Source organism: Streptomyces sp. HSS9-12 (genome assembly GCF_054963655.1).
The window spans coordinates 160,825-181,832 of record NZ_JBUEGC010000001.1 but is presented as its reverse complement, the minus strand read 5'-3'; the positions used below and the strand labels follow the sequence as shown (position 1 = coordinate 181,832).

Genomic DNA, 21,008 nt, shown 5'->3' with positions numbered 1-21,008 from the left:
ACTTGACGCCTCGTCAGACACCAGTGGGACGTGGAAGTGGTGGTCGGGTCGCGGCGTCGGGAGGACAGGCAGTGGACTTCACCTTCGCCGAAGAGCAGCAGGCAGCCGTAGAGGCGGCGAAGGCGGTGTTCTCCGGGGCCCGCGCCCGATGGTGTGCCCAGTCCCGCCCTCACTCCCGGCGCGGTCTCCGAGGACTTCGACCGGCCGCTGTGGCGCAAGCTCGCCGACACGGATCTGCTGGGTCTGGTACTCGACCCCAGGTACGGCGGAGCCGGACTGGACCGACTCCGTCCGCCTCTCGGCCGACGAGGTACTGAGCGCCGAGGGCGCCTGGGAGTGGCTGCGCCTGCTGCTCACCACCGGAACCAGCGTGCTCGCGCTGGGCCTGGGCGAGCGTGTGCTCGCCATGACCGGTGAATACACCGGCAAGCGCGAGCAGTTCGGGCTTCCGATCGCCACCTTCCAAGCCGTCGCCGTCCAGGCTGCCGACCGCTATATCGACCTTCGCGCGATGGAAGCCACCCCTCTGGGCAGGCCCGCCTGGCGGCTCTCCCTGCCGCAACAGGGCGGCGCGCGGCCCAGGGGGGCTCTGCGGTCGGCGGGAGATGTCGCCGTCGCCAAGATCTGGGCCTCAGAGGGCGTCCGCCGGGTGGTGCAGACGGCCCAGCATCTGCACGGCGGCTTCGGCGCGGACACCGACTACCCGTTGCACCGCTACCACGCCTGGGCCAAACAGCTGGAGCTGTCGCTCGGCCCGGCCGCGGCCCACGAGGAGGCGCTCGGCGATCTGCTCGCCGCACACTTGTCGAGCTGACGAACCCGGCGCCGGTGGCGCCCTGCGGAGACCGCAGGACTGCCGGGTGCCTACAGCACGAAGGGCTTGCCCTCGCCATCGGTGACCAGCGGCCGGCCCGCGGCCTCCCAGCCGAGCATCCCGCCGTCCACATTCACCGCGTCCAGCCCCTGCGCGATCAGGTACTGCGCGACCTGCGCCGACCGGCCGCCGACCCGGCACACCACATGCACCCGGCGCCCATCGGCCGCCGCCTCGGTCAGCTCGCCGAACCGCTGGACGACCTGGCCCATCGGGATGTGCAGCGCGCCGTCAGCATGCCCGGCGGCCCACTCGTCGTCCTCCCGGACATCCAGCAGAAAGCCGTCGGACGGTACCGCCGCGGCGTCCACCGCGGGCAACTGGGCGAAGTGCATGGATCAACCTCTCTCAGTTCGACACAGGCCGGGAATTCAGCCAGGAATTCAGGGGAAGCCCGGAGCCGAGGGAAATGCTCTGATCCGGGAAAACCGGGCGCAAGGTGTCTTTCCGCACGTTACCCAACAAGCTCCGCCAGGCGGGCCTCCCGCTCGGAGACCTGCGCCAGCAGCTGCTCGGCGATCTCGTCGAGCAGCGCGTCCGGGTCGTCCGGCGCCATCTTCAGCATCGCGCCGATCGCGCTCGCCTCCATCTCGGCGGCGGCCGCGGCCAGCCGCTCCTTGCGGTCGGCGAGCCACTCCAGCCGGGCGTACAGCTCCTCGCTCCGGCTCGGCCGCAGCTCCTGCTTCGGCCCGGCGGCCCACTCCTCGGCCAGAGCGCGCAAACCTTCCTTGTCACCGGCCGCGTACGCCTCATTGACCCGCGCAATGAACGCGCCGCGCCGTTCCTGCTCCGCCTCGTCCCGCGCCAGATCCGGATGCGCCTGCCGCACCAGCTCGCGGTAGATCCGGCGGGCCTCCTCGCTCGGCCGCACCCGGCGCGGCGGAGTCACCGGCTGCTCGTTGAGCATCGCGGTCGCCTCCGGCGACAGCCCCTCGGAGTCCAGCCAGCCGTGGAACAACTCCTCGACCCCCGGCATCGGCAGCACCATGGCCCGCGCCTCCCGCGCCCGTCGCACGTCCTCCGGATCGCCGGTCCGCGCCGCGATCGCCTCGGCGATCAGCGCGTCGAGCTCGTCCAGCCGCGCGTACATCGGGCCGAGACGCTGGTGGTGCAGCCGGGAGAAGTTCTCCACCTCCACCCGGAAGGTCTCCACCGCGATCTCGAACTCGATCAGCGCCTGCTCCGCGGCCAGCACCGCCCGCTCCAGGCGCTGCGTGGCCTCGTCCTCCGACTGGGTCTGCGCCCCCTCACCGGTTCGCTGATCAGCTTCCTGATCAGCCTGCACCCCGGCCTGGGGCTCCGTCTGCTGGGCCTCCGAGTTGGTCACCCGCCCAGCCTACGGGCCACGCGGGCCGACTGGCTCCGGCAGCCCCAGCCCCGGGAGCCCGGACCCCGCGCACCCGCGCCACAGCCCCCCGGGCCGCGCCGGCTCACACGCCGAGCTCAGCGGCTATTCGCCCGCCGCGCACCGCCGCCACCAGCTGCGCGTGATCCGCTTCCGTACGATCCGCATACGCCACGGCAAAAGCCGCCACGGCCTCGTCCAGCTCCTCCCCCTTGCCGCAGTAGCCGGCGATCAGCCGCGGGTCGGCGCTGTGCGCATGCGCCCGCGCCAGCAGCGCACCGGTCATCCGCCCGTAATCGTCGATCTGGTCACAGGACAGCGCCGCCGGGTCCACGCTCCCCTTACGGTTCCGGAACTGCCGCACCTGATACGGCCGCCCCTCGATCGTGGTCCAGCCGAGCAGGATGTCGCTCACCACCTGCATCTGCTTCTGCCCGAGCACCACCCGGCGCCCTTCGTGCTCCACCTCGGGCACCTCGGACCCCGCCGTCGCCAGATGCGGCAGCAGTGCCGACGGCCGCGCCTCCTTCACCTGCAGCACCAACGGCTCGCCGCGGTGGTCGAGCAGCAGCACCACGTACGACCGCGTGCCCACACTGCCCGTGCCGACCACCCGGAACGCCACGTCATGCACCGCGTACCGGGCCAGCAGCGGCAACCGGTCCTCCGGCAGCGTCGTCAGATACCCGCCGAGCCCCGCGGCGACCGCGGCCGCCACCTCGTCGGGCACGCGCCGCAGCACCGGCGGTGCGTCCGTGAAGCGCCGGCTTCCGTCCGGCAGCTCCTCGGTCGACTTGGCCGCGAACCGCGCGCTGGTGTTGCGCCGGGCCTTCTCCTCGACCCGTTCGAGTGTGCCCAGCAGATCCCGGGCATCGGTGTGCGACACCAGCTCCTCGTCCGCGATCGCGTTCCAGGCATCCAGCACCGGCAGCTTCGCCAGCAGCCGCATCGTGCGGCGGTACGCCCCGACGGCGTCGTACGCGGCTTCACGGCAGGTGTCCTCGTCCGCCCCCGCCTCCCGGCCCGACAGCACCAGCGAGGCCGCGAGCCGCTTGAGGTCCCACTCCCACGGGCCGCGCACCGTCTCGTCGAAGTCGTTGATGTCGATGACGAGACTGCCCCGGGCGTCGCCATAGAGCCCGAAGTTCGCGGCATGCGCGTCCCCGCAGATCTGCGCGCCGATCCCGGTGACGGAACCGCCCGCCAGGTCGAACGCCATCAACCCGGCCGAGCCCCGCAGGAACGCGAAAGGCGTCGCGGCCATCCGGCCGACGCGTATCGGTGTCAGCTCAGGCAGCCGGCCGGCACTGGACTCCTCCACCGCCGCGACCGCGTCCGGCCGCCCGGCCCGCAGCGCGAACTCGCCGTGCGCTGACCGCGGCACCCGGGCCCGTAGCGCCTTCCCCTCCTGCTTCGGGTCACGCGAGCCGCCCGGCCACTGCGCGAACCCCGCCACGTACGGCAACCGGCGCGCCTCGCCATCCGGCTGACGCCCCGTCCGCTCCCCCCACTGCGCCTGCCCCTCGGCCACAGCCATGACGCGCCCCTCCCCGCCGTGAGCGCCTCCTCAAGCCCCGAAGCGCCCCGCACCGACACCACAACTGGCCATGACCGTACCCCCGGTGGCCAACAGCCGTCAGACCCTGTGGATAACTCAGATCACGACGGAATCCCCCGTGATCCATCCCGGCCCGGCCGCCGACCGTTCAGTGGCGGAACTGCTCCGGGCAACCGCCCGCGTCCGGCAGATACCGCTCCGCCCACCGCCCCAGCTCCTTCAGCGCGGGCTCCAGCGCCTTCCCCGCCTCCGTCAGCCGGTACGCGACCCGCAGCGGCGGCCCCTCGTCCACCTCCCGTACGACGAGGCCCGCCGCCGCCAGCTCCGTCAGCCGGTCGGACAGCATCCGCTCGCTGATGCCCGGGATCGCCCTGCGCAGCTCGGCGAAGTGCACGGCCCGCTGCGTCAGCACGGACACGATCAGACCTGTCCACCGCTTACCGAACAGCGCGAAGACGCGCGTCATCCCGCCATCGACCTGCCGGCACTCCTGCTCGCCGCGGCCCGCACCCTGCACGCTCTCCACGCTCTCCGCCCCGTCCGCCATGCCTCCAGAGTACTGCGTCACCCTTCGGGGCTGTAGAAAAGTAAGTGACTGTGCTATCAATAGCTACATACGGATTTTCCACTGACCGGAGGGCCCCATGCCTACGCTTCTGCACCTCGACTCGTCCCTCTTCCCCGAGGCCGGTTCGGCTTCCCGCAGCGTGACCGCCGCGTTCCGCAAGGCCTGGGAGGAGCAGCACCCCGACGGCACCGTCATCTACCGGGACCTCGCCGCCGACCCGCTGCCGCACCTCGATGTCGCCGGCGCCTCCGCGGCCTTCAGCGACCCGGCCCAGCACACTGCCGAGCAGCAGGCCGCCTTCGCTCTGCGCACGCAGCTGGCCGAGGAACTGGAGAAGGCGGACGCCGTGCTGATCGGGGCGCCGATGTACAACTTCACGATTCCCTCCACGCTCAAGGCATGGCTGGACCACGTGATCATCATGGGCCGCACCTCCGGCGACTCCCCGTCGGCCGCCGGAACGCCGGTGACCGTCGTCGCCAGCCGTGGCGGCTCGTACGCCCCGGGCACCCCGCGCGAGGGCTTCGAGTTCGTCCAGAACTACATGGAGAAGGCGCTCACCGGGCTGCTCGGTCTTGAGGTCGACTTCATCGTCCCGGAGCTGACCCTGGCCCACAGCAACCCCGCGATGGCCGAGCTGATCGAACTCGCCGACGCCTCCCGTGAGAAGGCTCACGCGGAGGCCGTCGAGAAGGCCAAGGCGCTCGCCGCCCGCCTCGCGGCCTGACCTGCCGCACTCGCCCGGCCGCAGCGCGAACGCACCACAGGGGGCGTGGAGTCCAGTGCTCCACGCCCCCTGTGCGCATCGTTCCCGGGGCCGCCCCGGTACCAGACGGCCGCGCGCAGGAGTGGCCGGCTGTGATCAGCTGCCGGGAGTCGCGGCCTTCAGCACGTCCTTCATACGGTCGTCCAGGGACGCGAAGGGCCCCACCGTCCGCTGGGCAACGGGCGCGATCTTCCCCACGCCCCCACCGAACGCCGAAACTCGGCGGCGGGAGCGGGTATCGGTCTCAAGGAGGCGGGTGACCCTTGGCACACCGCGCAAACCGAACCGCGCAGCGCCAGGCAGCAGCGCCAGGCAACAGCGCCCGGCAACAGAGCAAACAGAAACGGGCCTCTCCGAAGTGAGATACATCACTTCGGAGAGGCCCGTTTCCCTCATGGTGCGCGAGGGGGGAGTTGAACCCCCACGCCCTTGCGGGCACTGGAACCTGAATCCAGCGCGTCTGCCTATTCCGCCACCCGCGCAAGGTGTTGTCTTCTGGTTCCCCGTCCCTTGGACCTACCGGCGCCGGCGGGGCGGGAGCGCCTTCCGACATCGAGAAGATTAGCACGACGTCAGGGGTGGATTCACACGCCTATCCGGCCGCCCGGCCACCGCACCGTCCCACCGCCCCACCGCCCCACCGCCCCACCGCCCCACCGCCCCACACGAGCACCCCACCCGGCCAGGTACCGCGACGGTTGCGGGACACTGTCCGAAGACCCCCTCTACGATCCCTGTGGGCAGCGCGCAGCAAGCCGGCTCCGCGCGCCCCCGGTACCCGGCCCGTAGGGCGCTCGGTACCGGATCTGTGAGGGGCGACACCCAACGACAGGGGCGGGAAGTGGAACCACGTGTGTTTGCCGCTCGTGGATACGATCAGTAAGCAGTACCAGAACGACTGCGAGACGAGCATCAGGGAAGGAGGTGCCCCGTGGGAGTACTGAAGCGCTTCGAGCAGCGTCTCGAGGGTCTCGTGAACGGCACCTTCGCCAAGGTGTTCAAGTCCGAGGTCCAGCCGGTCGAGATCGCGGGAGCGCTCCAGCGGGAGTGCGACAACAACGCGACGATCTGGAACCGCGAGCGGACCGTCGTTCCCAATGACTTCATCGTCGAGCTGAGCACCCCGGACTTCGAGCGGCTCAGCCCGTACGCCGGCCAGCTCGGCGACGAGCTCGCCGGGATGGTGCGCGACTACGCCAAGCAGCAGCGCTACACCTTCATGGGCTCGATCAAGGTGACCCTGGAGAAGGCCGACGACCTCGACACCGGCCTGTACCGCGTCCGCAGCCGCACCCTGGCCTCCAGCGAGTCGCAGAGCCCACCGCGCCGCCAGGCGGCCGCCTCCCACCGGTCCGGCTACCCCGCGCAGCCCGCGGGCGTACCACCCATGCCGTCCTCCCCGCCGCCTGCCGCCCGCCCCGGAGCCGGTCCCTCGCCTGTGAGCCGGACGCCCGGCGCGGGCCCGCTGCCCGGCACGCAGACCCGCCGCTGGATCGAGATCAACGGCACCCGCCACCAGATCTCCCGCCCGACCATGGTGCTGGGCCGCAGCACCGAGGCCGACGTGCGCATCGACGACCCCGGCGTCTCCCGCCGGCACTGCGAGATCCGCACCGGAACGCCCACCACGATCCAGGACCTCGGGTCCACAAACGGGATCGTGGTGGACGGGCAGCACACCAGCCGCGCTACGCTCCGCGACGGCTCACGGGTCGTCGTGGGCAGCACCACCATCGTTTACCGGCAAGCCGAAGGGTGAAGCGGGGGCAATGTCAGAGCTGACCCTGACGGTCATGCGGCTGGGTTTTCTCGCCGTACTGTGGCTGTTCGTCATCGTCGCCGTGCAGGTCATTCGCAGCGACCTGTTCGGCACGCGCGTAACCCAGCGCGCGGCGCGCCGAGGAGGCGAGTCCCGGCAGTCCGGCGCCGCCGGCCGCCAGCCTCCGCAGCAGCGCAGCCAGTCCGGCGGCCGCCAGCGCCGCGGTGCCCCCACCAAGCTGGTGGTCTCCGAGGGCAGCCTGGCCGGCACGACGGTCGCCCTGCAGGGGCAGACCATCACCCTCGGCCGGGCCCACGACTCGACGATCGTGCTGGACGACGACTACGCGTCGAGTCGGCATGCCAGGATCTACCCGGACCGTGACGGCCAGTGGATCGTCGAGGATCTCGGGTCCACCAATGGCACCTATCTCGACCGGACCCGACTCACCACCCCGACACCGATTCTGCTGGGCGCGCCGATCCGCATCGGCAAGACCGTCATCGAGCTGCGGAAGTAGTACGACCATGAGCGAGCGGAGCGAGCGAGCCGCGGCGGCGCCGTCGACTGGCCCGGACAAGCTCCCGACCGGAGGGTGGGCACCGTGCGGATGTACCACGAGCCGACGGGCGAGGTGCGCATGAGTCTCTCACTGCGTTTCGCCGCCGGATCGCACAAAGGCATGATCCGCGAAGGCAACGAGGACTCCGGCTACGCCGGCCCGCGCCTCCTCGCCATCGCCGACGGCATGGGCGGCCAGGCCGCCGGCGAGGTCGCCAGCTCCGAGGTGATCTCCACCCTCGTCCAGCTGGACGACGATGTGCCGGGCTCCGACATCCTCACCTCCCTCGGCTCCGCCGTGCAGCGCGCCAACGAGCAGCTGCGCGTCATGGTCGAGGAGGACCCCCAGCTGGAGGGCATGGGCACCACGCTCACCGCCCTGCTGTGGACGGGCCAGCGCCTGGGCCTGGTGCACGTCGGCGACTCCCGCGCCTATCTGCTGCGCGACGGCGTCCTGACCCAGATCACCCAGGACCACACCTGGGTGCAGCGGCTGGTCGACGAAGGCCGTATCACCGAGGAAGAGGCCACCACCCACCCCCAGCGCTCCCTGCTGATGCGGGCACTGGGCAGCGGCGACCACGTCGAGCCCGACCTGTCCATCCGGGAGGTCCGGGCCGGCGACCGCTACCTGATCTGCTCCGACGGCCTCTCCGGCGTCGTCAGCCACCAGACGCTCGAGGACACCCTCGCCGGCTACCACGGCCCGCACGAGACCGTGCAGGAGCTCATCCAGCTCGCCCTGCGCGGCGGCGGCCCCGACAACATCACCTGCATCGTCGCCGATGTCCTGGACGTCGACGGCACCGACACCCTCGCCGGGCAGCTCAACGACACCCCCGTCGTCGTCGGCGCCGTCGCCGAGACCCAGCACCAGCTCGACGGGGGCGCCATGCAGACCCCCGCGGGCCGCGCGTCCGGGCTCGGCCGCGCGGTACCGCCGCAGGCCCCCGGAGCGGCCCCGGCCGGCGGCTTCGGCCCGCCCGGCAGTGGCGCCCCCGGTATCGGCGCCATGCCCGAGGGCAGCTTCGGCACCTACTCCGACGAGGACTTCGTCAAGCCGCGCCGCCGCCGGTGGGTCAAACCCACGCTGGTTGCCGCTCTCTGCCTCGGCGTTGTCGGGGCAGTGGTGTACGAGGGCTACCGCTGGACCCAGAACCAGTACTACGTGGGCACCCAGGGCGAACACATCGCGCTCTACCGCGGCATCAGCCAGGACCTCGCCTGGATCAGCCTCAGCGAGGTGGACGAGGACCACCCCGAGATCGAACTCAAGTACCTCCCCGCCTACCAGCGGAACCAGGTCAAGGACACGATCGCGGTCGGCAGCCTCAGCCAGGGCCGGGACAAGGTCGAAGAGCTCGGCAAGCAGGCCACGGCGTGCCAGAAGCGTGCCGCGGCGGCCCAGCAGCAGGAGCAGGAACGCCAGAAGGCCGAGCAGCAGGCCCGGGAGAAGCAACAGTCCCAGCAACCGTCGGGCCAGTCCGGTTCCACCGGCAAGCCGGCCACCCGCTCCACCGGAAGCACCAGCACCAGCAAGCCCACTCCGACGCCCGGCCCCACCCTGTCGGAGCAGGAGCAGCAGCTGGCCAAGCAGTGCGACAGCACCAAGCCGTAGCAGTCTGGGGGCCGAATACACGTCATGACCAGCACCAGTAACACCACCACGATCAGCGCCGTAGGAGCCCCGAGCAGGCGCAACACCGAACTCGCCCTGCTCATCTTCGCCGTGCTGATCCCCGTCTTCGCCTACGCCAACGTCGGCTTGGCGAAGAGCGGCGGCGTCCCCGCCGGCATGCTCGGTTACGGCTTGGGCCTGGGCCTCCTCGCGGGCGTGGCACACCTGATGGTGCGCAAGTTCGCCCCGTACGCCGACCCGCTGATGCTGCCGGTCGCCACGCTGCTCAACGGCCTCGGTCTGGTGCTGATCTGGCGGCTCGACCAGGAGCCGGCCATCACCACTCCCCAGCTCGGCGGAGCCATGGCCCCCGGCCAGCTCATGTGGTCCACGCTCGGTGTCGCGCTCTTCCTCGGCGTCCTGTTCGTCCTCAAGGACCACCGGATCCTGCAGCGCTACACCTACATCTCCATGGTGGTCGCGCTGATCCTGCTGATCGCACCGGTGTTCTTCCCCGCCCGCTTCGGCGCGCGGATCTGGATCACCATCCCCGGCGTCGGCTCCCTTCAGCCCGGTGAGTTCGCGAAGATCATCATCGCGGTCTTCTTCGCCGGCTATCTGATGGTCAAGCGCGACGCCCTCGCGCTCGCCAGCCGCCGCTTCATGGGCCTGTACCTGCCGCGCGGACGCGACCTCGGCCCGATCCTGGTGATCTGGGCCCTCAGCCTCATGATCCTGGTCTTCGAGACCGACCTGGGCACCTCGCTGCTCTTCTTCGGCCTCTTCGTGATCATGCTGTACGTCGCGACCGAGCGCACCAGCTGGATCGTCTTCGGCCTGCTGCTCAGCGCGCTCGGAGCGGTTCTGGTGGCCTCCTTCGAGAGCCACGTCCAGGCCCGTGTGCACAACTGGCTCAACCCGCTGGAGCTCGCGCCCAACGGCGGTGTGACCGAGACCGCCCAGGCCATGTACGCCTTCGGCTCCGGCGGCATGCTCGGCTCCGGCCTCGGCCAGGGCTACTCCCGCCTCATCGGCGGCATCGCCCCCAAGAGCGACTACATCCTCGCCACCGTCGGCGAGGAGCTCGGCCTGACCGGAGTCATGGCCATCCTCGTCCTGTACGGCCTGCTGATCGAGCGCGGTGTGAGAACCGCTCTCGCCGCGCGTGACCCGTTCGGCAAGCTGCTGGCCGTCGGCCTCTCCGGCGCCTTCGCGCTCCAGGTCTTCGTTGTCGCCGGCGGCGTCACCGGCCTGATCCCGCTGACCGGTATGACCATGCCGTTCCTCGCGCAGGGCGGTTCGTCCGTCATCGCCAACTGGGCGCTCGTAGCGATCCTGCTGCGCATCAGCGACACCGCGCGCAGGCCGGCACCGGCCCCGGCCCCGTCCACCGATGCCGAGATGACCCAGGTGGTCCGACCGTGAACAAGCCCCTCCGCCGGGTCGCGATCTTCTGCGGCCTGCTCGTCCTCGCCCTGCTGATCCGTGTCAACTGGGTCCAGTTCGTCCAGGCCGAGGAGCTCAAGACCGACACCCACAACCGCCGGGTCGCCATTGCCCGTTACAGCGTGCCGCGCGGCGACATCATCGTCGACGGCAAGGCGATCACCGGGCACACCGAGACCGGCGGCAGCGACTTCAAGTACAAGCGCACATACAAGAACGGCAAGATGTGGGCGCCGGTCACCGGCTATGCCTCGCAGGCCTTCGGCGCCAGCCAGCTGGAGTCCATCAACGACGGCATCCTCACCGGCGACGACGACCGGCTGTTCTTCAACCGCACGATCGACATGGTCACCGGCAAGGAGCAGAAGGGCGGACAGGTCGTCACCACCCTTGACTCCGCGGCGCAGCGGGCCGCATACAACGGCCTCGGCAGCAAGAAGGGCGCCGTCGTCGCCCTCGACCCGAGGACCGGTGCGATCCTCGCGCTCGCCAGCACTCCCAGCTACGACCCCTCCGCGTTCGCCGGCAACTCCGACAAGGACTCCAAGGCCTGGGTCGGGCTGGGCGAGAGCAAGGACAAGCCGATGCTCAACCGGGCGCTGCGCGAGACGTATCCGCCCGGCTCGACCTTCAAGCTCGTCACCGCCGCGGCGGCCCTGGAGAACGGCCTCTACACGGACATCGACGCGCCGACCAAGTCGCCGCTGCCCTGGAAGCTGCCGCTCAGCTCCCAGAACCTCAACAACGAGGGCAACATCCCCTGCAAGAACGCCACGCTCCGCGAGGCGCTGCGGGTGTCCTGCAACACCGTGTTCGGCAAGATCGGCGACGACGTCGGCCGGGACAAGATGGTCAAGCAGGCGGAGAAGTTCGGCTTCAACAAGGAAGTCTTCACCCCGGTCCGCGCGGACAAGAGCATCTACGACACGAAGATGGACCGGCCGGGCAACGCCATGTCCGCCATCGGGCAGTTCAACACCGCCACCACCCCGTTGCAGATGGCCATGGTCGGCGCCGCCATCGCCAACGACGGCAAGCTCATGCAGCCGTACATGGTCGACCAGCTGCGCGCCCCGAACCTGAACGTGGTCGAGCAGCACTCGCCGAAGGAGATGAGCCAGCCTGTCTCCCCGGAGAACGCCCAGAAGCTGCAGCAGATGATGGAGACCGTCGTCAAGTCGGGCACCGGCGTGAACGCCCAGATCCCGGGCGTCACTGTCGGTGGCAAGACCGGTACCGCGCAGCACGGTGTCGACAACAGTGAGAAGCCTTACGCCTGGTTCGTTTCGTACGCCAAGACGGACAAGGGTTCCCCGGTGGCCGTCGCCGTGGTCGTCGAGGATGGTGCGGCCAACCGCGACGACATCTCCGGGGGCGGTCTCGCGGCGCCGATCGCACGCAACGTGATGAAGGCGGTGCTCGACAGCAGCAAGTGACGCCGGTCACGTCGTGAACCGATTCGCGCAGGTGACCGTACCGGTCCGGTATCAGGTGACGGTCACGGCCCGGACCCGCGTGGCGTGCCGGGTACGGTAGGCCGGAACAGCACACCGCCGGACCCACACCGGTGCGGTCGGGAATGACGGAGAGGGCTGGAGTAGCTATGGAAGAGCCGCGTCGCCTCGGCGGCCGGTACGAGCTGGGCTCGGTGCTCGGCCGAGGAGGCATGGCCGAGGTCTATCTGGCCCACGACACGCGTCTCGGGCGCACCGTGGCGGTGAAGACACTGCGTGCGGATCTCGCGCGCGACCCGACGTTCCAGGCCCGGTTCCGCCGGGAGGCCCAGTCGGCCGCCTCGTTGAACCACCCGTCGATCGTCGCCGTGTACGACACCGGCGAGGACTACGTCGACGGGGTCTCGATCCCGTACATCGTCATGGAGTACGTCGACGGGTCGACTCTGCGTGAGCTGCTTCACTCGGGCCGCAAGCTGCTGCCCGAGCGCTCGCTGGAGATGACCGTCGGCATCCTGCAGGCGCTGGAGTACTCGCACCGTGCCGGCATCGTCCACCGCGACATCAAGCCGGCGAATGTGATGCTCACGCGCACCGGCCAGGTCAAGGTCATGGATTTCGGCATCGCCCGCGCCATGGGCGACTCCGGCATGACCATGACGCAGACCGCGGCCGTCATCGGCACCGCCCAGTACCTCTCGCCCGAGCAGGCCAAGGGCGAGACCGTCGACGCCCGGTCCGACCTGTACTCCACCGGCTGCCTGCTGTACGAGCTGCTGACCGTACGGCCGCCGTTCGTCGGCGACTCGCCGGTCGCGGTCGCCTACCAGCACGTGCGGGAGGAGCCGCAGCCGCCGAGCGTGTTCGATCCGGAGATTCCGCCGGAGATGGACGCGATCGTCCTCAAGGCGCTGATGAAGGACCCGGACTACCGCTATCAGTCGGCGGACGAGATGCGCGCCGACATCGAGGCGGCCCTCGACGGCCAGCAGCCGGTGGCGGCCACCGCGGCGATGGGAGCCGTCGGCTACGGCGCGTACGGAGACGACCAGCCGACCACGGCCCTGCGCGCGCAGAGCCCGGCGGGGCAGACCACCATGCTGCCGCCCATGCGCGAGGACGACGGCGGCTACGGCTACGACGAGCGCCCGGCCCGGCGCCGCGGCGGCGGCAGGAACAGCACGTCGACGGTCCTGCTGGTCGTCGCGGGCATCCTGGTGCTGATCGGCGCGATCTTCATCGGCCGGGAGCTGTTCGGCAACGGCAACCCGTCGGACCGGCCGGTGGTGCCGAACCTCGTCGGCGAAACGCTCGACAGCGCCAAGGCGCAGGGCGACAACGGAGGCTTCACCGTTGTCAAGGACGGCGAGGCCCGCTGCGACAACGTCGAGAAGAACCAGATCAGCGAGCAGACCCCGGAACCGCGCACCAGGATCGACAAGGGCGGCACCGTCAGGGTCACCGTGTGCTCGGGCGCGAAGCTGATCAACGTCCCGGACGTCGAGGGTGCGAAGTACGAGGAGGCCAGGAAGATCCTGGAGAACAAGGGCTTCACGAACATCAAGAAGAAGTCCGTGCCCTCCGACCGGAACCCCGGCGTCGTCATCGACCAGAACCCGCCTGCGGGAGCGGACAAGCCCAAGACGGCCACGATCGTGCTCTCGGTGGCGGAGAAGCCGGACATGGTCACTGTCCCGGACGTGCGGAACCAGCAGCTCGCCCAGGCCCAGCAGCAGCTGGAGAACCTGGGGCTGACAGTCACCACGCAGGAGACCGAGCGCGCCGACGTGGCCCCGGGAACGGTGGTCGATCAGACTCCCGGCGGCGGCCAGGAGGTCAAGCCGGGGTCGACCGTCACGCTGACCGTCACCAAGGCAGCTGAGAAGATCCAGATGCCGGACGTGCGGAACCAGTCCGTGAAGGACGCCAGCAAGGCGCTCCGTGAGGCCGGTCTGTCGGTCGGCAACGTCGGGCCCGCGCCCGGGGGCGACGCCATCGTGGTCGCCACGGATCCGCAGCCCGGCACCGAGGTGCAGAAGGGCCAGACCGTCAACCTGACCACCATGCCCGGTGGCGGTGGTAACAACGGCGGCGACGGCGGCGGGTTCTTCGGCGGAACCGACGGCACCACCCGGAGCCGGGACTAGCCGGTCCGTCGCACGGCACAGCAAGGAGCCCCGGCACCCTCGCGGGTGCCGGGGCTCCTTGCTGCGTGCGGCGCCTCTGACGGGCCGCCGGCGGCGTCTTACGGCTGGCGCAGCTCCTTCGGAGGGGTGCGCTTGGCGTCCACCTTCTGCGTACGCTCCAGCTCCGCCCAGACGATGTACCGGAAGTTCGAGGTGTACATCGGCGTGCACGTCGTCAGCGTGAGGTAGCGGCCCGGCTTCTTCTTCCCCGACTCTTTCGGGACGGCATCGAGCACGTCCACGTTGTACTTCGAGGTCCCCGGCAGCGTGGCGAAGACCTTGTATATGAACCAGGTGTCGCGCGTCTCGAAGACGACCGCGTCACCCTTCCTCAGCTTGTGGATGTTGTGGAACTTCGCACCGTGGCCGTCGCGGTGTGCGGCCAGCGTGAAGTTGCCCTTCTTGTCCCACGGCATCGCGGACTTCACGGGGCGGGTGTAGTAGCCGGCCACACCCTCGTTGAGCACCTTGGTGCCGGTGCCCTTGATGACCAGTACCGCGCTGTTCTCCATCGCCGGCACGTGCAGGAAGCCGATCCCGTCCTTGGTGTCCAGCTTGCCGGGGCCCTGCGCCGCCCAGTGGTCGCGGATCCGGTCGCTCTTCTTGGACGCCTCACGGTCGGCGAGCACGTTCGTCCACCACAGCGAGTAGATGACGAAGAGGGAGAGAACGAGCCCTGCGGTGATCAGCAGTTCGCCGAGGACGCTGACGGCGGCGGCCATCCGATGCCGGGCGCGGCGGCGCGGCCGCGGCTGTGGTGACCCGGGCGTGCCGGTGTCCTGGTCGTGCTCGGTCGTCGCTGCCACCGCACCTGCCCCGTTCTCTTTTCATGTCCCGCTCAGCCACCGGCTTCAGCCTCTCCAGCCGCAGACCCGAGCCGCTTGTTCTTCAAGTCGCGTGCCTCGGCCGCTCGTGGCGGCCACTTGCCTCAACTGCCGACGAGCGCGTCCGGTTTCCCCTTGCTGCGCGGCCGCTCGTCGACCATCCTGCCCCAGACGATCATGCGATATGTACTGGTGAACTCCGGCGTGCAGGTCGTCAGCGTGATGTAGCGGCCGGGCCCCGTGAATCCCGAGCCCGGCGGTACCGGCTTCAGCACGGACACATTGGACGGCGACGTCTGCGGCAGGATGCTCGCCATCTTGTACGTGTAGAAGGTCTTGCGCGTCTCGACGACGATCTCGTCGCCCGGCTTGAGGCGGTTGATGTACCGGAAGGGTTCGCCGTGGGTGTTGCGGTGCCCGGCGAGCGCGAAGTTGCCCTGCTTGTCCCATGGCATCGCCGTCTTCAGCCGCCCCTGGCTGTAGTGGCCGACCATGCCCCGGTCGAGCACGGTGTGCTTGTCGATGCCCTCGGCGATCGGGGCCTTCACATCCAGCTTGGGGATGTAGATGATGGCGAAGCCCTGGCCCGGCGAGAACACCCCCGGGTCGCGCTCGCCCCCCTTGTCCCACTGCTTCTGCAGGTCGTTCGCGGCGCCGCCCGCCTCCTGACCGGCGAGCACGTTGGACCACCACAGCTGGTAGGTGACGAAGAGCAGCATCACCACGCCGAGCGTGATGAACGCCTCACCGATGATGCGGCTGGCGATGACGCCGGGCGGTTCCTTGGCGGCCCGTGCCAGCCGGCGGGCCTCCACCCTGGACCGTGGAACGGGTTTCGCGGCAGCCCCGGTCGCGGCGCCGGTCCCGGCCGCCGCCCGGGAGCCCCGGCCGGCGGCCCGCCGCCCACGAGCGCGATGCCCGCCACGCCGCCGGGCGGCCTGCTGCGCCGCTCGCCGCCGCGCGGCCCGTCCGCCGCCCTCCGGCCCACCCACGGCTCGTACGGGTCCAGCTGCGGACTTGGATACGCGCAGCGCCACGGTCTCGTCGTCGAGGGTCGGCAGCGTCGGTTCCGCTTCGGTTCCGGGCCCCGGCTCCGGTTCTATGCCCTGCGGGGTGGCGGCAGGGTCATACGGGTCCGCCGCCGGTGCGTACGGTTGCGCCGTCGTCCCCTGGCCGGTCGCCGGCCACTGGCCCTGCGGGCCGGCACCCGCACCGAACACATCGTCCCCGCCGGAGGCCACCTGGTAGGCACGGGCCGCGTCCCCGGCCCTGCCGCCGTACGTCGTCGGCTCCCCGGTCGACTGCTCGGGCCCTGCCTGCGGGCTGAACCAGGGCGAACGGCTCTGCTGCCCCGGCAGCGGATCGTTCAGCGGGTCGTGGGGCTCTCCGGCAGCCGCCTCGAACGCGCCCCCGTCACCGCGGGCGGCATCGCGCTCGGGGCGGAGCGCCGTCACGCGCCGACCTTGCCGACCACCGGCGCGAGCCCCGCCGACCGTTCCACGGCGGACACATCCCCGCACTCGACCAGCCAGTTGGCCAGCATTCGGTGTCCCCACTCCGTGAGCACCGACTCGGGGTGGAACTGCACGCCCTCGACCGGCAGATCGCGGTGCCGCAGCCCCATCGCGATACCGGACTCCGTCCAGGCGGTGATCTGCAACTCGTCGGGCACGGTGCCCCGTTCGACCGCGAGCGAGTGGTAGCGGGTGGCGGTGAAGGGCGATGGCAGGCCCTGGAACACACCGGCGCCCTCGTGCGTCACCAGCGACGTCTTGCCGTGCAGCAGCTCCGGCGCCCGGTCCACGACACCGCCGTAGGCGACCGCCATCGACTGCATTCCCAGGCAGACGCCGAAGACGGGGACCCCGGTCGACGCGCAGTGCCGCACCATGTCGACGCATACGCCGGCCTGCTCGGGGGTGCCCGGCCCGGGCGACAGCAGGACGCCGTCGAACCCGTCCTGGGCATGGGCGAGTTCGACCTCGTCGTTGCGCCGCACCTCGCACTCCGCACCGAGCTGGTAGAGGTACTGGACGAGGTTGAAGACAAAGCTGTCGTAGTTGTCGACAACGAGGATGCGCGCGCTCATCAGCTGCCTCCCCTTCCTCCGTCGACCGTCACGTCGTTGAACGGCAGCATCGGTTCCGCCCACGGGAAGACGTACTGGAAGAGCACGTAGACAATCGCCAGTACGAGCACGAGCGCGATCAGCGCCCGCACCCATGTGTTCCCCGGCAGACGCCGCCAGATCCAGCCGTACATGCTGTCCCTACTTGCCGATGACCGAGTCCATTGCCGGAGACCAGAGTACGGGGCCGGGGGTGGGCCACGTGGGTCAGCTGTGCAAAGCTGCCGGTTCGCCCTTTTCGGCGGGCTGGGTGGCATTCAGGTGCGCCCAGGCGATCAGCCGCTGGCTGTGGCCCCACTGCGGATCGCAGGTGGTGAGGGCGAGACAGCGGCCGGGCCGCGCGAACGCCGGACTGCCGGGGGACGGGGTCGATGACGCCGATGTCGGAGGGCAGCGTGCGGTAGGGCCTGGCGGCGCTGCGGTACGTGTACCAGGTGGTGGTCCCCCTCGCGTCCAGCGGACTAGTGCCGCGTCAGCCAGGGTTTGCCCCGCTCGCCGCCCTGGCACGGCCATCTGCTGCGTTGCCCGATCGACCGAGCAGGCCCACTACGAGGCCGATCCGGCGCCTTGCGGCTGACCGCACCAGGTCACCTCGCTACCGGGCAAACCCTGGCTGACGCGGCACTCTAGCCCTGGGGCTTCGCGTAGTGCAGGTCCACTGTGCCGGAATAGCCGGGAAGAGTCACCGCCTTGTGCTGCTCGACGTTCCAGCCGAGTCCGTAGGCGTTGACATAGCTCATGTAGTTCTGGATGGTCCGGGAGTCGGCGAGCGCCTGCTGCAGCCGAACCGGGTCGCCGACCGCCGTCACCGTGTAGGGCGGCGAGTAGACACGGCCCTGGAGGATCAGCGTGTTGCCGACGCACCGGACCGCGCTGGTGGAGATCAGCCGCTGGTCCATGACCCGGATGCCCTCAGCACCGCCCTCCCAGAGCGCGTTGACCACGGCCTGGAGGTCCTGCTGGTGGATGACCAGGTCATTGGGCTGGGGCTCGGGCACGCCGGGTATGCGGGCGGTGGCATTCGGCGGGGCGTCGGTGAGCGTGACGGTCACGCCGCGGCCCCGGAGCTTCCGCGTGCCCGCGGCCTGCTCCAGGTCGTCCAGCCTGCGGTCCTGGGCCTTGCTGCCGCCGCTGTCGCGCCGGGCCAGCCGGTCGACGTCGGAACGCATGGCGGCGGCCCGGTCATCGAGTTCGGCGTTCTTGCGGCTGCGCGCCTGAATCAGGTCGGAGAGCTTGAGCATCGAGTCGTCGGTGCGCAGATTCGTGCCCTGGGCGGTGTCGAAACTCGTCCAGAAGATCAGGCCGGCGAGCGCGAAGATCCCGGCTGTCAGCAGCCGCACCGGGCGGAACCGGCGGGCCTGCGTCTGTCCGGACCGTCCCTCAGGGGCGTCCGCTGAATCGCTCACCGTACCCTTATCTCCTTCGAAGCCGCGGAAGCACTACGCTAACTGACGCCCGGGTGAGGGCGTGCTCCCCGTCGCACCCAGCCCCGGCGAAAGATCCAGATCCCTGCGCGGTAACGCAGCGCATCGACAGGAGAGTCCCTCGTGCCGAAGTCACGTATCCGCAAGAAGGCCGACTTCACGCCGCCGCCGGCAAAGACGAACATCGACCTGGGCGGCGGCCGTGGCTGGGTGGCGCCGCTGATGCTGGCCATGTTCCTCATCGGGCTGGCCTGGATCGTCGTCTTTTACGTGACCACCGGGGACTTCCCGATCGGGTCGCTGGGCAACTGGAACATCGTGGTGGGTTTCGGTTTCATCGCAGCGGGATTCGTCGTCTCGACTCAGTGGAAGTAGCGGCGTACCGCCCCCGTCGCAAGCCTTGCCCACAGGTTTCCCACAGAGTTATCCACAGGTCCTGTCCACATGGGGAAAAGGTCAGACGATCTGTGGATAACTACTTGTAGGTTGACGCCGGTGTGACTGGTGGTACGTCCCACAAGCCCCCTGCCGACCATAGAGCACACTGCGAAACCGCAGGTCAGTGCGAGTGCACCCAGATACACCGCACAGCTTCAGCACAAGCTGCACAAGATCCGCCACCCGCTGTGGACAAGTCTGCTGTCCCGGGGGATACAGCCTGCTCAGCCGGTGAGTTCCAGGGTCCGTACCCACACGATGGCGACGATCGCCAGCAGCGCCACCAGGCAGGTCACGGGCTGCACGAGGGCGCGGTGCTCGCGGGGGGCATGCACCATGCCGTACGCCACCGCGGCGCCGACCACCAGGCCGCCGACGTGAGCCTGCCAGGCGATGTTGGGCCAGGTGAAGGTGAAGAGCAGATTCAGTGCGAGCAGGGCGATGACCGGCCGCAAGTCGTACCGCATGCGTCGCATCAGCACGGCCGTCGCGCCGAGGAGGCCGAAGATCGCACCGGACGCGCCGAGCGAGGGCTGGTTCGGTGCCGCGAGCAGGTACGACAGTGCGCTGCCGCCCAGGCCGGAGAGCAGATAGAGCGCGAGGAAGCGGACACGGCCGAGCGCGGCCTCCAGCGGCGGGCCGAGCCACCACAGCGACAGCATGTTGAACAGGATGTGCATCACCTGCTGGTGCAGGAACATCGCGGTCAGCAGGCGGTACCACTGCCCTTCGGCGACACCCACCACCTGCATCGTCATGGGGTCGCGCACCAGGCCGACCAGGTCCAGAGCGTTGATGAGCCGGTTGCCGACGCCGAGCACCGCGAACCATACCGCGAGATTGAGCCCCAGCAGGATCTTGGTGACCAGCCGGGGGTCGGCCGTGACGGTGCCGCCCGCGATGGTGCGCGGCCGGGACACGTGCGGGGCGTGGCCGGTGCCCGCCCCGGACCGCACACAGTCCGGGCACTGGAAGCCCACGGACGCGTCGACCATGCAGTCCGGGCAGATCGGCCGCCCGCAGCGGGTGCAGCTGATGCCGGTCTCGCGGTCGGGGTGGCGGTAGCACACGCGCGAGCCGCCCGCGGCCGCCGGAGTCTCCGGACTTCCTGGCGCCTGATCCATCGCGCTCTCCTCGTCTTCTCCGCCGTCCCCTCCAGGCAATACTCCCGCCTGTCCGGCTTCCGGCGTCCCCCCGCGAACGAGCGGGCGCCCCGCCCTTCCTTTTTACGGACGGGCGGGGCGGGTTGGTTCCCGTACTGCCCTACTGCCGCTCCGGGAGGGCGTACGGTCAGCCCTAGCGGGTCTCCACGACCACCGACTCGATCACCACGTCCTCGAGCGGGCGGTCGGTGCGCGGATTGGTCGGGGTGGCCGCGATGGCGTCCACGACACGCTGGCTGGCCTCGTCGGCGACCTCACCGAAGATGCTGTGCTTGTTGGTGAGCCACGCCGTCGGCGCGACGGTGATGAAGAACTGCGAGCCGTTGGTGCCCGGACCGGCGTTGGCCATGGCCAGCAGGTACGGCTTGGTGAAGGCGAGGTCGGGGTGGAACTCGTCGGCGAACTCGTAGCCCGGGCCGCCGGTGCCGTTGCCGAGCGGGTCGCCGCCCTGGATCATGAAGCCGCTGATCACCCGGTGGAAGACCGTGCCGTCGTACAGCCTGTCCGTGGACCGCTTGCCGGTCTGCGGGTGAGTCCACTCGCGCTCGCCCTTGGCGAGCTCGACAAAGTTCTTGACCGTCTTCGGCGCGTGGTTCGGCAGAAGCCGGATGTCGATGTCGCCGTGGTTGGTCTTCAGGGTGGCGTAGAGCTGCTCAGCCACGATCAGCCTTCCGTAGTTTTCACTGACGTCTCCTGATCCTTGCATGGACAGTCTTGCGCCGCGTAACCGCGGAAGCGGCGCGCGACGCGATCAACCGTGGCATTGTCAGCAGAAGCCACCAATACGCTGTTTCGACGTTTCGCCGTTTTGGTGTGTTTGGTCGAGCATGACCCGGATGCCTGTCCGCACATGCCGTACACCCTGCGAGCGGGCATGATCTCGTTTTGGGTGGAAA

At 69.8% G+C, this 21,008-nt stretch carries 19 protein-coding genes, 1 tRNA gene and 2 pseudogenes; 9 read left to right on the top strand and 13 right to left on the bottom strand.

Annotation, left to right across the window (positions count from 1 at the left end; all coding sequences use genetic code 11):
- Positions 1-71: 71 nt before the first annotated feature.
- Positions 72-814: pseudogene (locus ACY34J_RS00935) on the top strand (acyl-CoA dehydrogenase family protein).
- Between the two features lie 50 nt (positions 815-864).
- Here ACY34J_RS00935 and ACY34J_RS00930 read toward each other — a convergent pair.
- The 4 genes from ACY34J_RS00930 to ACY34J_RS00915 all read right to left on the bottom strand — a co-directional run bounded on the left by ACY34J_RS00930 (position 865) and on the right by ACY34J_RS00915 (position 4,324).
- Entirely contained in the window at positions 865-1,209 is a 345-nt protein-coding gene (locus tag ACY34J_RS00930; protein ID WP_462724321.1) for a rhodanese-like domain-containing protein, read from the bottom strand.
- 119 nt (positions 1,210-1,328) lie between these two features.
- Positions 1,329-2,081, bottom strand: coding sequence for a J domain-containing protein (locus ACY34J_RS00925; RefSeq protein WP_462724371.1), 753 nt, complete (start codon positions 2,079-2,081; stop codon positions 1,329-1,331).
- A 223-nt stretch (positions 2,082-2,304) separates the two neighbouring features.
- Positions 2,305-3,756 carry a DUF2252 domain-containing protein gene (locus ACY34J_RS00920; protein WP_462724320.1) on the bottom strand — a complete coding sequence of 484 codons (1,452 nt, stop codon included), beginning with the start codon at positions 3,754-3,756 and terminating at the stop codon, positions 2,305-2,307.
- 169 nt (positions 3,757-3,925) lie between these two features.
- Positions 3,926-4,324 carry a winged helix-turn-helix transcriptional regulator gene (locus ACY34J_RS00915; RefSeq protein WP_462724319.1) on the bottom strand — a complete coding sequence of 133 codons (399 nt, stop codon included), beginning with the start codon at positions 4,322-4,324 and terminating at the stop codon, positions 3,926-3,928.
- Between the two features lie 97 nt (positions 4,325-4,421).
- Here ACY34J_RS00915 and ACY34J_RS00910 point away from each other — a divergent pair, with 97 nt between their 5' ends.
- On the top strand, positions 4,422-5,072 hold the full coding sequence (locus ACY34J_RS00910; RefSeq protein WP_462724318.1) for an FMN-dependent NADH-azoreductase: 651 nt from the start codon (positions 4,422-4,424) through the stop codon (positions 5,070-5,072).
- Positions 5,073-5,506: 434 nt separating this feature from the next.
- Here ACY34J_RS00910 and ACY34J_RS00905 read toward each other — a convergent pair.
- Positions 5,507-5,593, bottom strand: a tRNA-Leu gene (locus tag ACY34J_RS00905).
- 449 nt (positions 5,594-6,042) lie between these two features.
- Here ACY34J_RS00905 and ACY34J_RS00900 point away from each other — a divergent pair.
- From ACY34J_RS00900 to pknB, 6 genes are all read left to right on the top strand, one after another.
- Complete coding sequence (locus tag ACY34J_RS00900) at positions 6,043-6,870, top strand: FhaA domain-containing protein (protein WP_462724317.1); 828 nt, start codon at positions 6,043-6,045, stop codon at positions 6,868-6,870.
- Between the two features lie 10 nt (positions 6,871-6,880).
- A complete protein-coding gene (locus tag ACY34J_RS00895; protein WP_462724316.1) occupies positions 6,881-7,390 on the top strand; it encodes an FHA domain-containing protein FhaB/FipA in 510 nt (169 codons plus the stop codon).
- Between the two features lie 120 nt (positions 7,391-7,510).
- Positions 7,511-9,049: a PP2C family protein-serine/threonine phosphatase gene (locus tag ACY34J_RS00890; RefSeq protein WP_462724315.1), complete on the top strand. Its 1,539-nt coding sequence runs from the start codon at positions 7,511-7,513 to the stop codon at positions 9,047-9,049.
- Between the two features lie 24 nt (positions 9,050-9,073).
- Positions 9,074-10,474, top strand: a complete 1,401-nt coding sequence (locus ACY34J_RS00885; protein WP_462724314.1) for an FtsW/RodA/SpoVE family cell cycle protein — start codon at positions 9,074-9,076, stop codon at positions 10,472-10,474.
- Positions 10,471-11,931, top strand: coding sequence for a peptidoglycan D,D-transpeptidase FtsI family protein (locus ACY34J_RS00880; protein WP_462724313.1), 1,461 nt, complete (start codon positions 10,471-10,473; stop codon positions 11,929-11,931). The genes ACY34J_RS00885 and ACY34J_RS00880 overlap by 4 nt, the downstream gene beginning before the upstream one ends.
- Before the next feature lie 167 nt (positions 11,932-12,098).
- Positions 12,099-14,096 (top strand): Stk1 family PASTA domain-containing Ser/Thr kinase, encoded by a 1,998-nt coding sequence (gene pknB, locus ACY34J_RS00875; protein WP_462724312.1) that lies wholly within the window; start codon positions 12,099-12,101, stop codon positions 14,094-14,096.
- Positions 14,097-14,194: 98 nt separating this feature from the next.
- Here pknB and ACY34J_RS00870 read toward each other — a convergent pair whose 3' ends face one another.
- The 6 genes and pseudogenes from ACY34J_RS00870 to ACY34J_RS00845 form a co-directional block, all read right to left on the bottom strand.
- Positions 14,195-14,941, bottom strand: coding sequence for a class E sortase (locus ACY34J_RS00870; protein WP_462724311.1), 747 nt, complete (start codon positions 14,939-14,941; stop codon positions 14,195-14,197).
- Positions 14,942-15,063: 122 nt separating this feature from the next.
- A complete protein-coding gene (locus ACY34J_RS00865; RefSeq protein ID WP_462724310.1) occupies positions 15,064-16,413 on the bottom strand; it encodes a class E sortase in 1,350 nt (449 codons plus the stop codon).
- Positions 16,410-17,048: an aminodeoxychorismate/anthranilate synthase component II gene (locus tag ACY34J_RS00860; protein ID WP_462724309.1), complete on the bottom strand. Its 639-nt coding sequence runs from the start codon at positions 17,046-17,048 to the stop codon at positions 16,410-16,412. Before ACY34J_RS00860 ends, ACY34J_RS00865 begins: the two co-directional genes overlap by 4 nt.
- The gene (locus ACY34J_RS00855; protein ID WP_462724308.1) at positions 17,048-17,221 is read right to left on the bottom strand and encodes a hypothetical protein; all 174 of its coding nucleotides are present in this window, start codon (positions 17,219-17,221) and stop codon (positions 17,048-17,050) included. The genes ACY34J_RS00860 and ACY34J_RS00855 overlap by 1 nt, the downstream gene beginning before the upstream one ends.
- 73 nt (positions 17,222-17,294) lie before the next feature.
- A pseudogene (locus tag ACY34J_RS00850) lies at positions 17,295-17,526 on the bottom strand (class E sortase); the annotation flags it as partial.
- Positions 17,527-17,713: 187 nt separating this feature from the next.
- On the bottom strand, positions 17,714-18,493 hold the full coding sequence (locus tag ACY34J_RS00845) for a DUF881 domain-containing protein (protein ID WP_462724307.1): 780 nt from the start codon (positions 18,491-18,493) through the stop codon (positions 17,714-17,716).
- Positions 18,494-18,634: 141 nt separating this feature from the next.
- Between ACY34J_RS00845 and crgA the strand changes: the two genes are divergently transcribed.
- Positions 18,635-18,886, top strand: a complete 252-nt coding sequence (gene crgA / locus ACY34J_RS00840) for a cell division protein CrgA (RefSeq protein WP_462724306.1) — start codon at positions 18,635-18,637, stop codon at positions 18,884-18,886.
- A 287-nt stretch (positions 18,887-19,173) separates the two neighbouring features.
- Here crgA and ACY34J_RS00835 read toward each other — a convergent pair whose 3' ends face one another.
- Positions 19,174-20,073 (bottom strand): rhomboid family intramembrane serine protease, encoded by a 900-nt coding sequence (locus tag ACY34J_RS00835; RefSeq protein ID WP_462724305.1) that lies wholly within the window; start codon positions 20,071-20,073, stop codon positions 19,174-19,176.
- 172 nt (positions 20,074-20,245) lie between these two features.
- Positions 20,246-20,773, bottom strand: coding sequence for a peptidylprolyl isomerase (locus tag ACY34J_RS00830; RefSeq protein ID WP_462724304.1), 528 nt, complete (start codon positions 20,771-20,773; stop codon positions 20,246-20,248).
- Between the last annotated feature and the right edge of the window lie 235 nt (positions 20,774-21,008).

Coding starts and splice junctions, on each gene's coding strand:
- ACY34J_RS00930 (WP_462724321.1), bottom strand. CDS start 1,209: ATGCACTTCGCCCAGTTGCCCGCGGTGGACGCCGCGGCGGTACCGTCC.
- ACY34J_RS00920 (WP_462724320.1), bottom strand. CDS start 3,756: ATGGCTGTGGCCGAGGGGCAGGCGCAGTGGGGGGAGCGGACGGGGCGT.
- ACY34J_RS00915 (WP_462724319.1), bottom strand. CDS start 4,324: ATGGCGGACGGGGCGGAGAGCGTGGAGAGCGTGCAGGGTGCGGGCCGC.
- ACY34J_RS00910 (WP_462724318.1), top strand. CDS start 4,422: ATGCCTACGCTTCTGCACCTCGACTCGTCCCTCTTCCCCGAGGCCGGT.
- ACY34J_RS00895 (WP_462724316.1), top strand. CDS start 6,881: ATGTCAGAGCTGACCCTGACGGTCATGCGGCTGGGTTTTCTCGCCGTA.
- ACY34J_RS00890 (WP_462724315.1), top strand. CDS start 7,511: ATGAGTCTCTCACTGCGTTTCGCCGCCGGATCGCACAAAGGCATGATC.
- ACY34J_RS00885 (WP_462724314.1), top strand. CDS start 9,074: ATGACCAGCACCAGTAACACCACCACGATCAGCGCCGTAGGAGCCCCG.
- pknB (WP_462724312.1), top strand. CDS start 12,099: ATGGAAGAGCCGCGTCGCCTCGGCGGCCGGTACGAGCTGGGCTCGGTG.
- ACY34J_RS00860 (WP_462724309.1), bottom strand. CDS start 17,048: ATGAGCGCGCGCATCCTCGTTGTCGACAACTACGACAGCTTTGTCTTC.
- ACY34J_RS00855 (WP_462724308.1), bottom strand. CDS start 17,221: ATGTACGGCTGGATCTGGCGGCGTCTGCCGGGGAACACATGGGTGCGG.
- ACY34J_RS00835 (WP_462724305.1), bottom strand. CDS start 20,073: ATGGATCAGGCGCCAGGAAGTCCGGAGACTCCGGCGGCCGCGGGCGGC.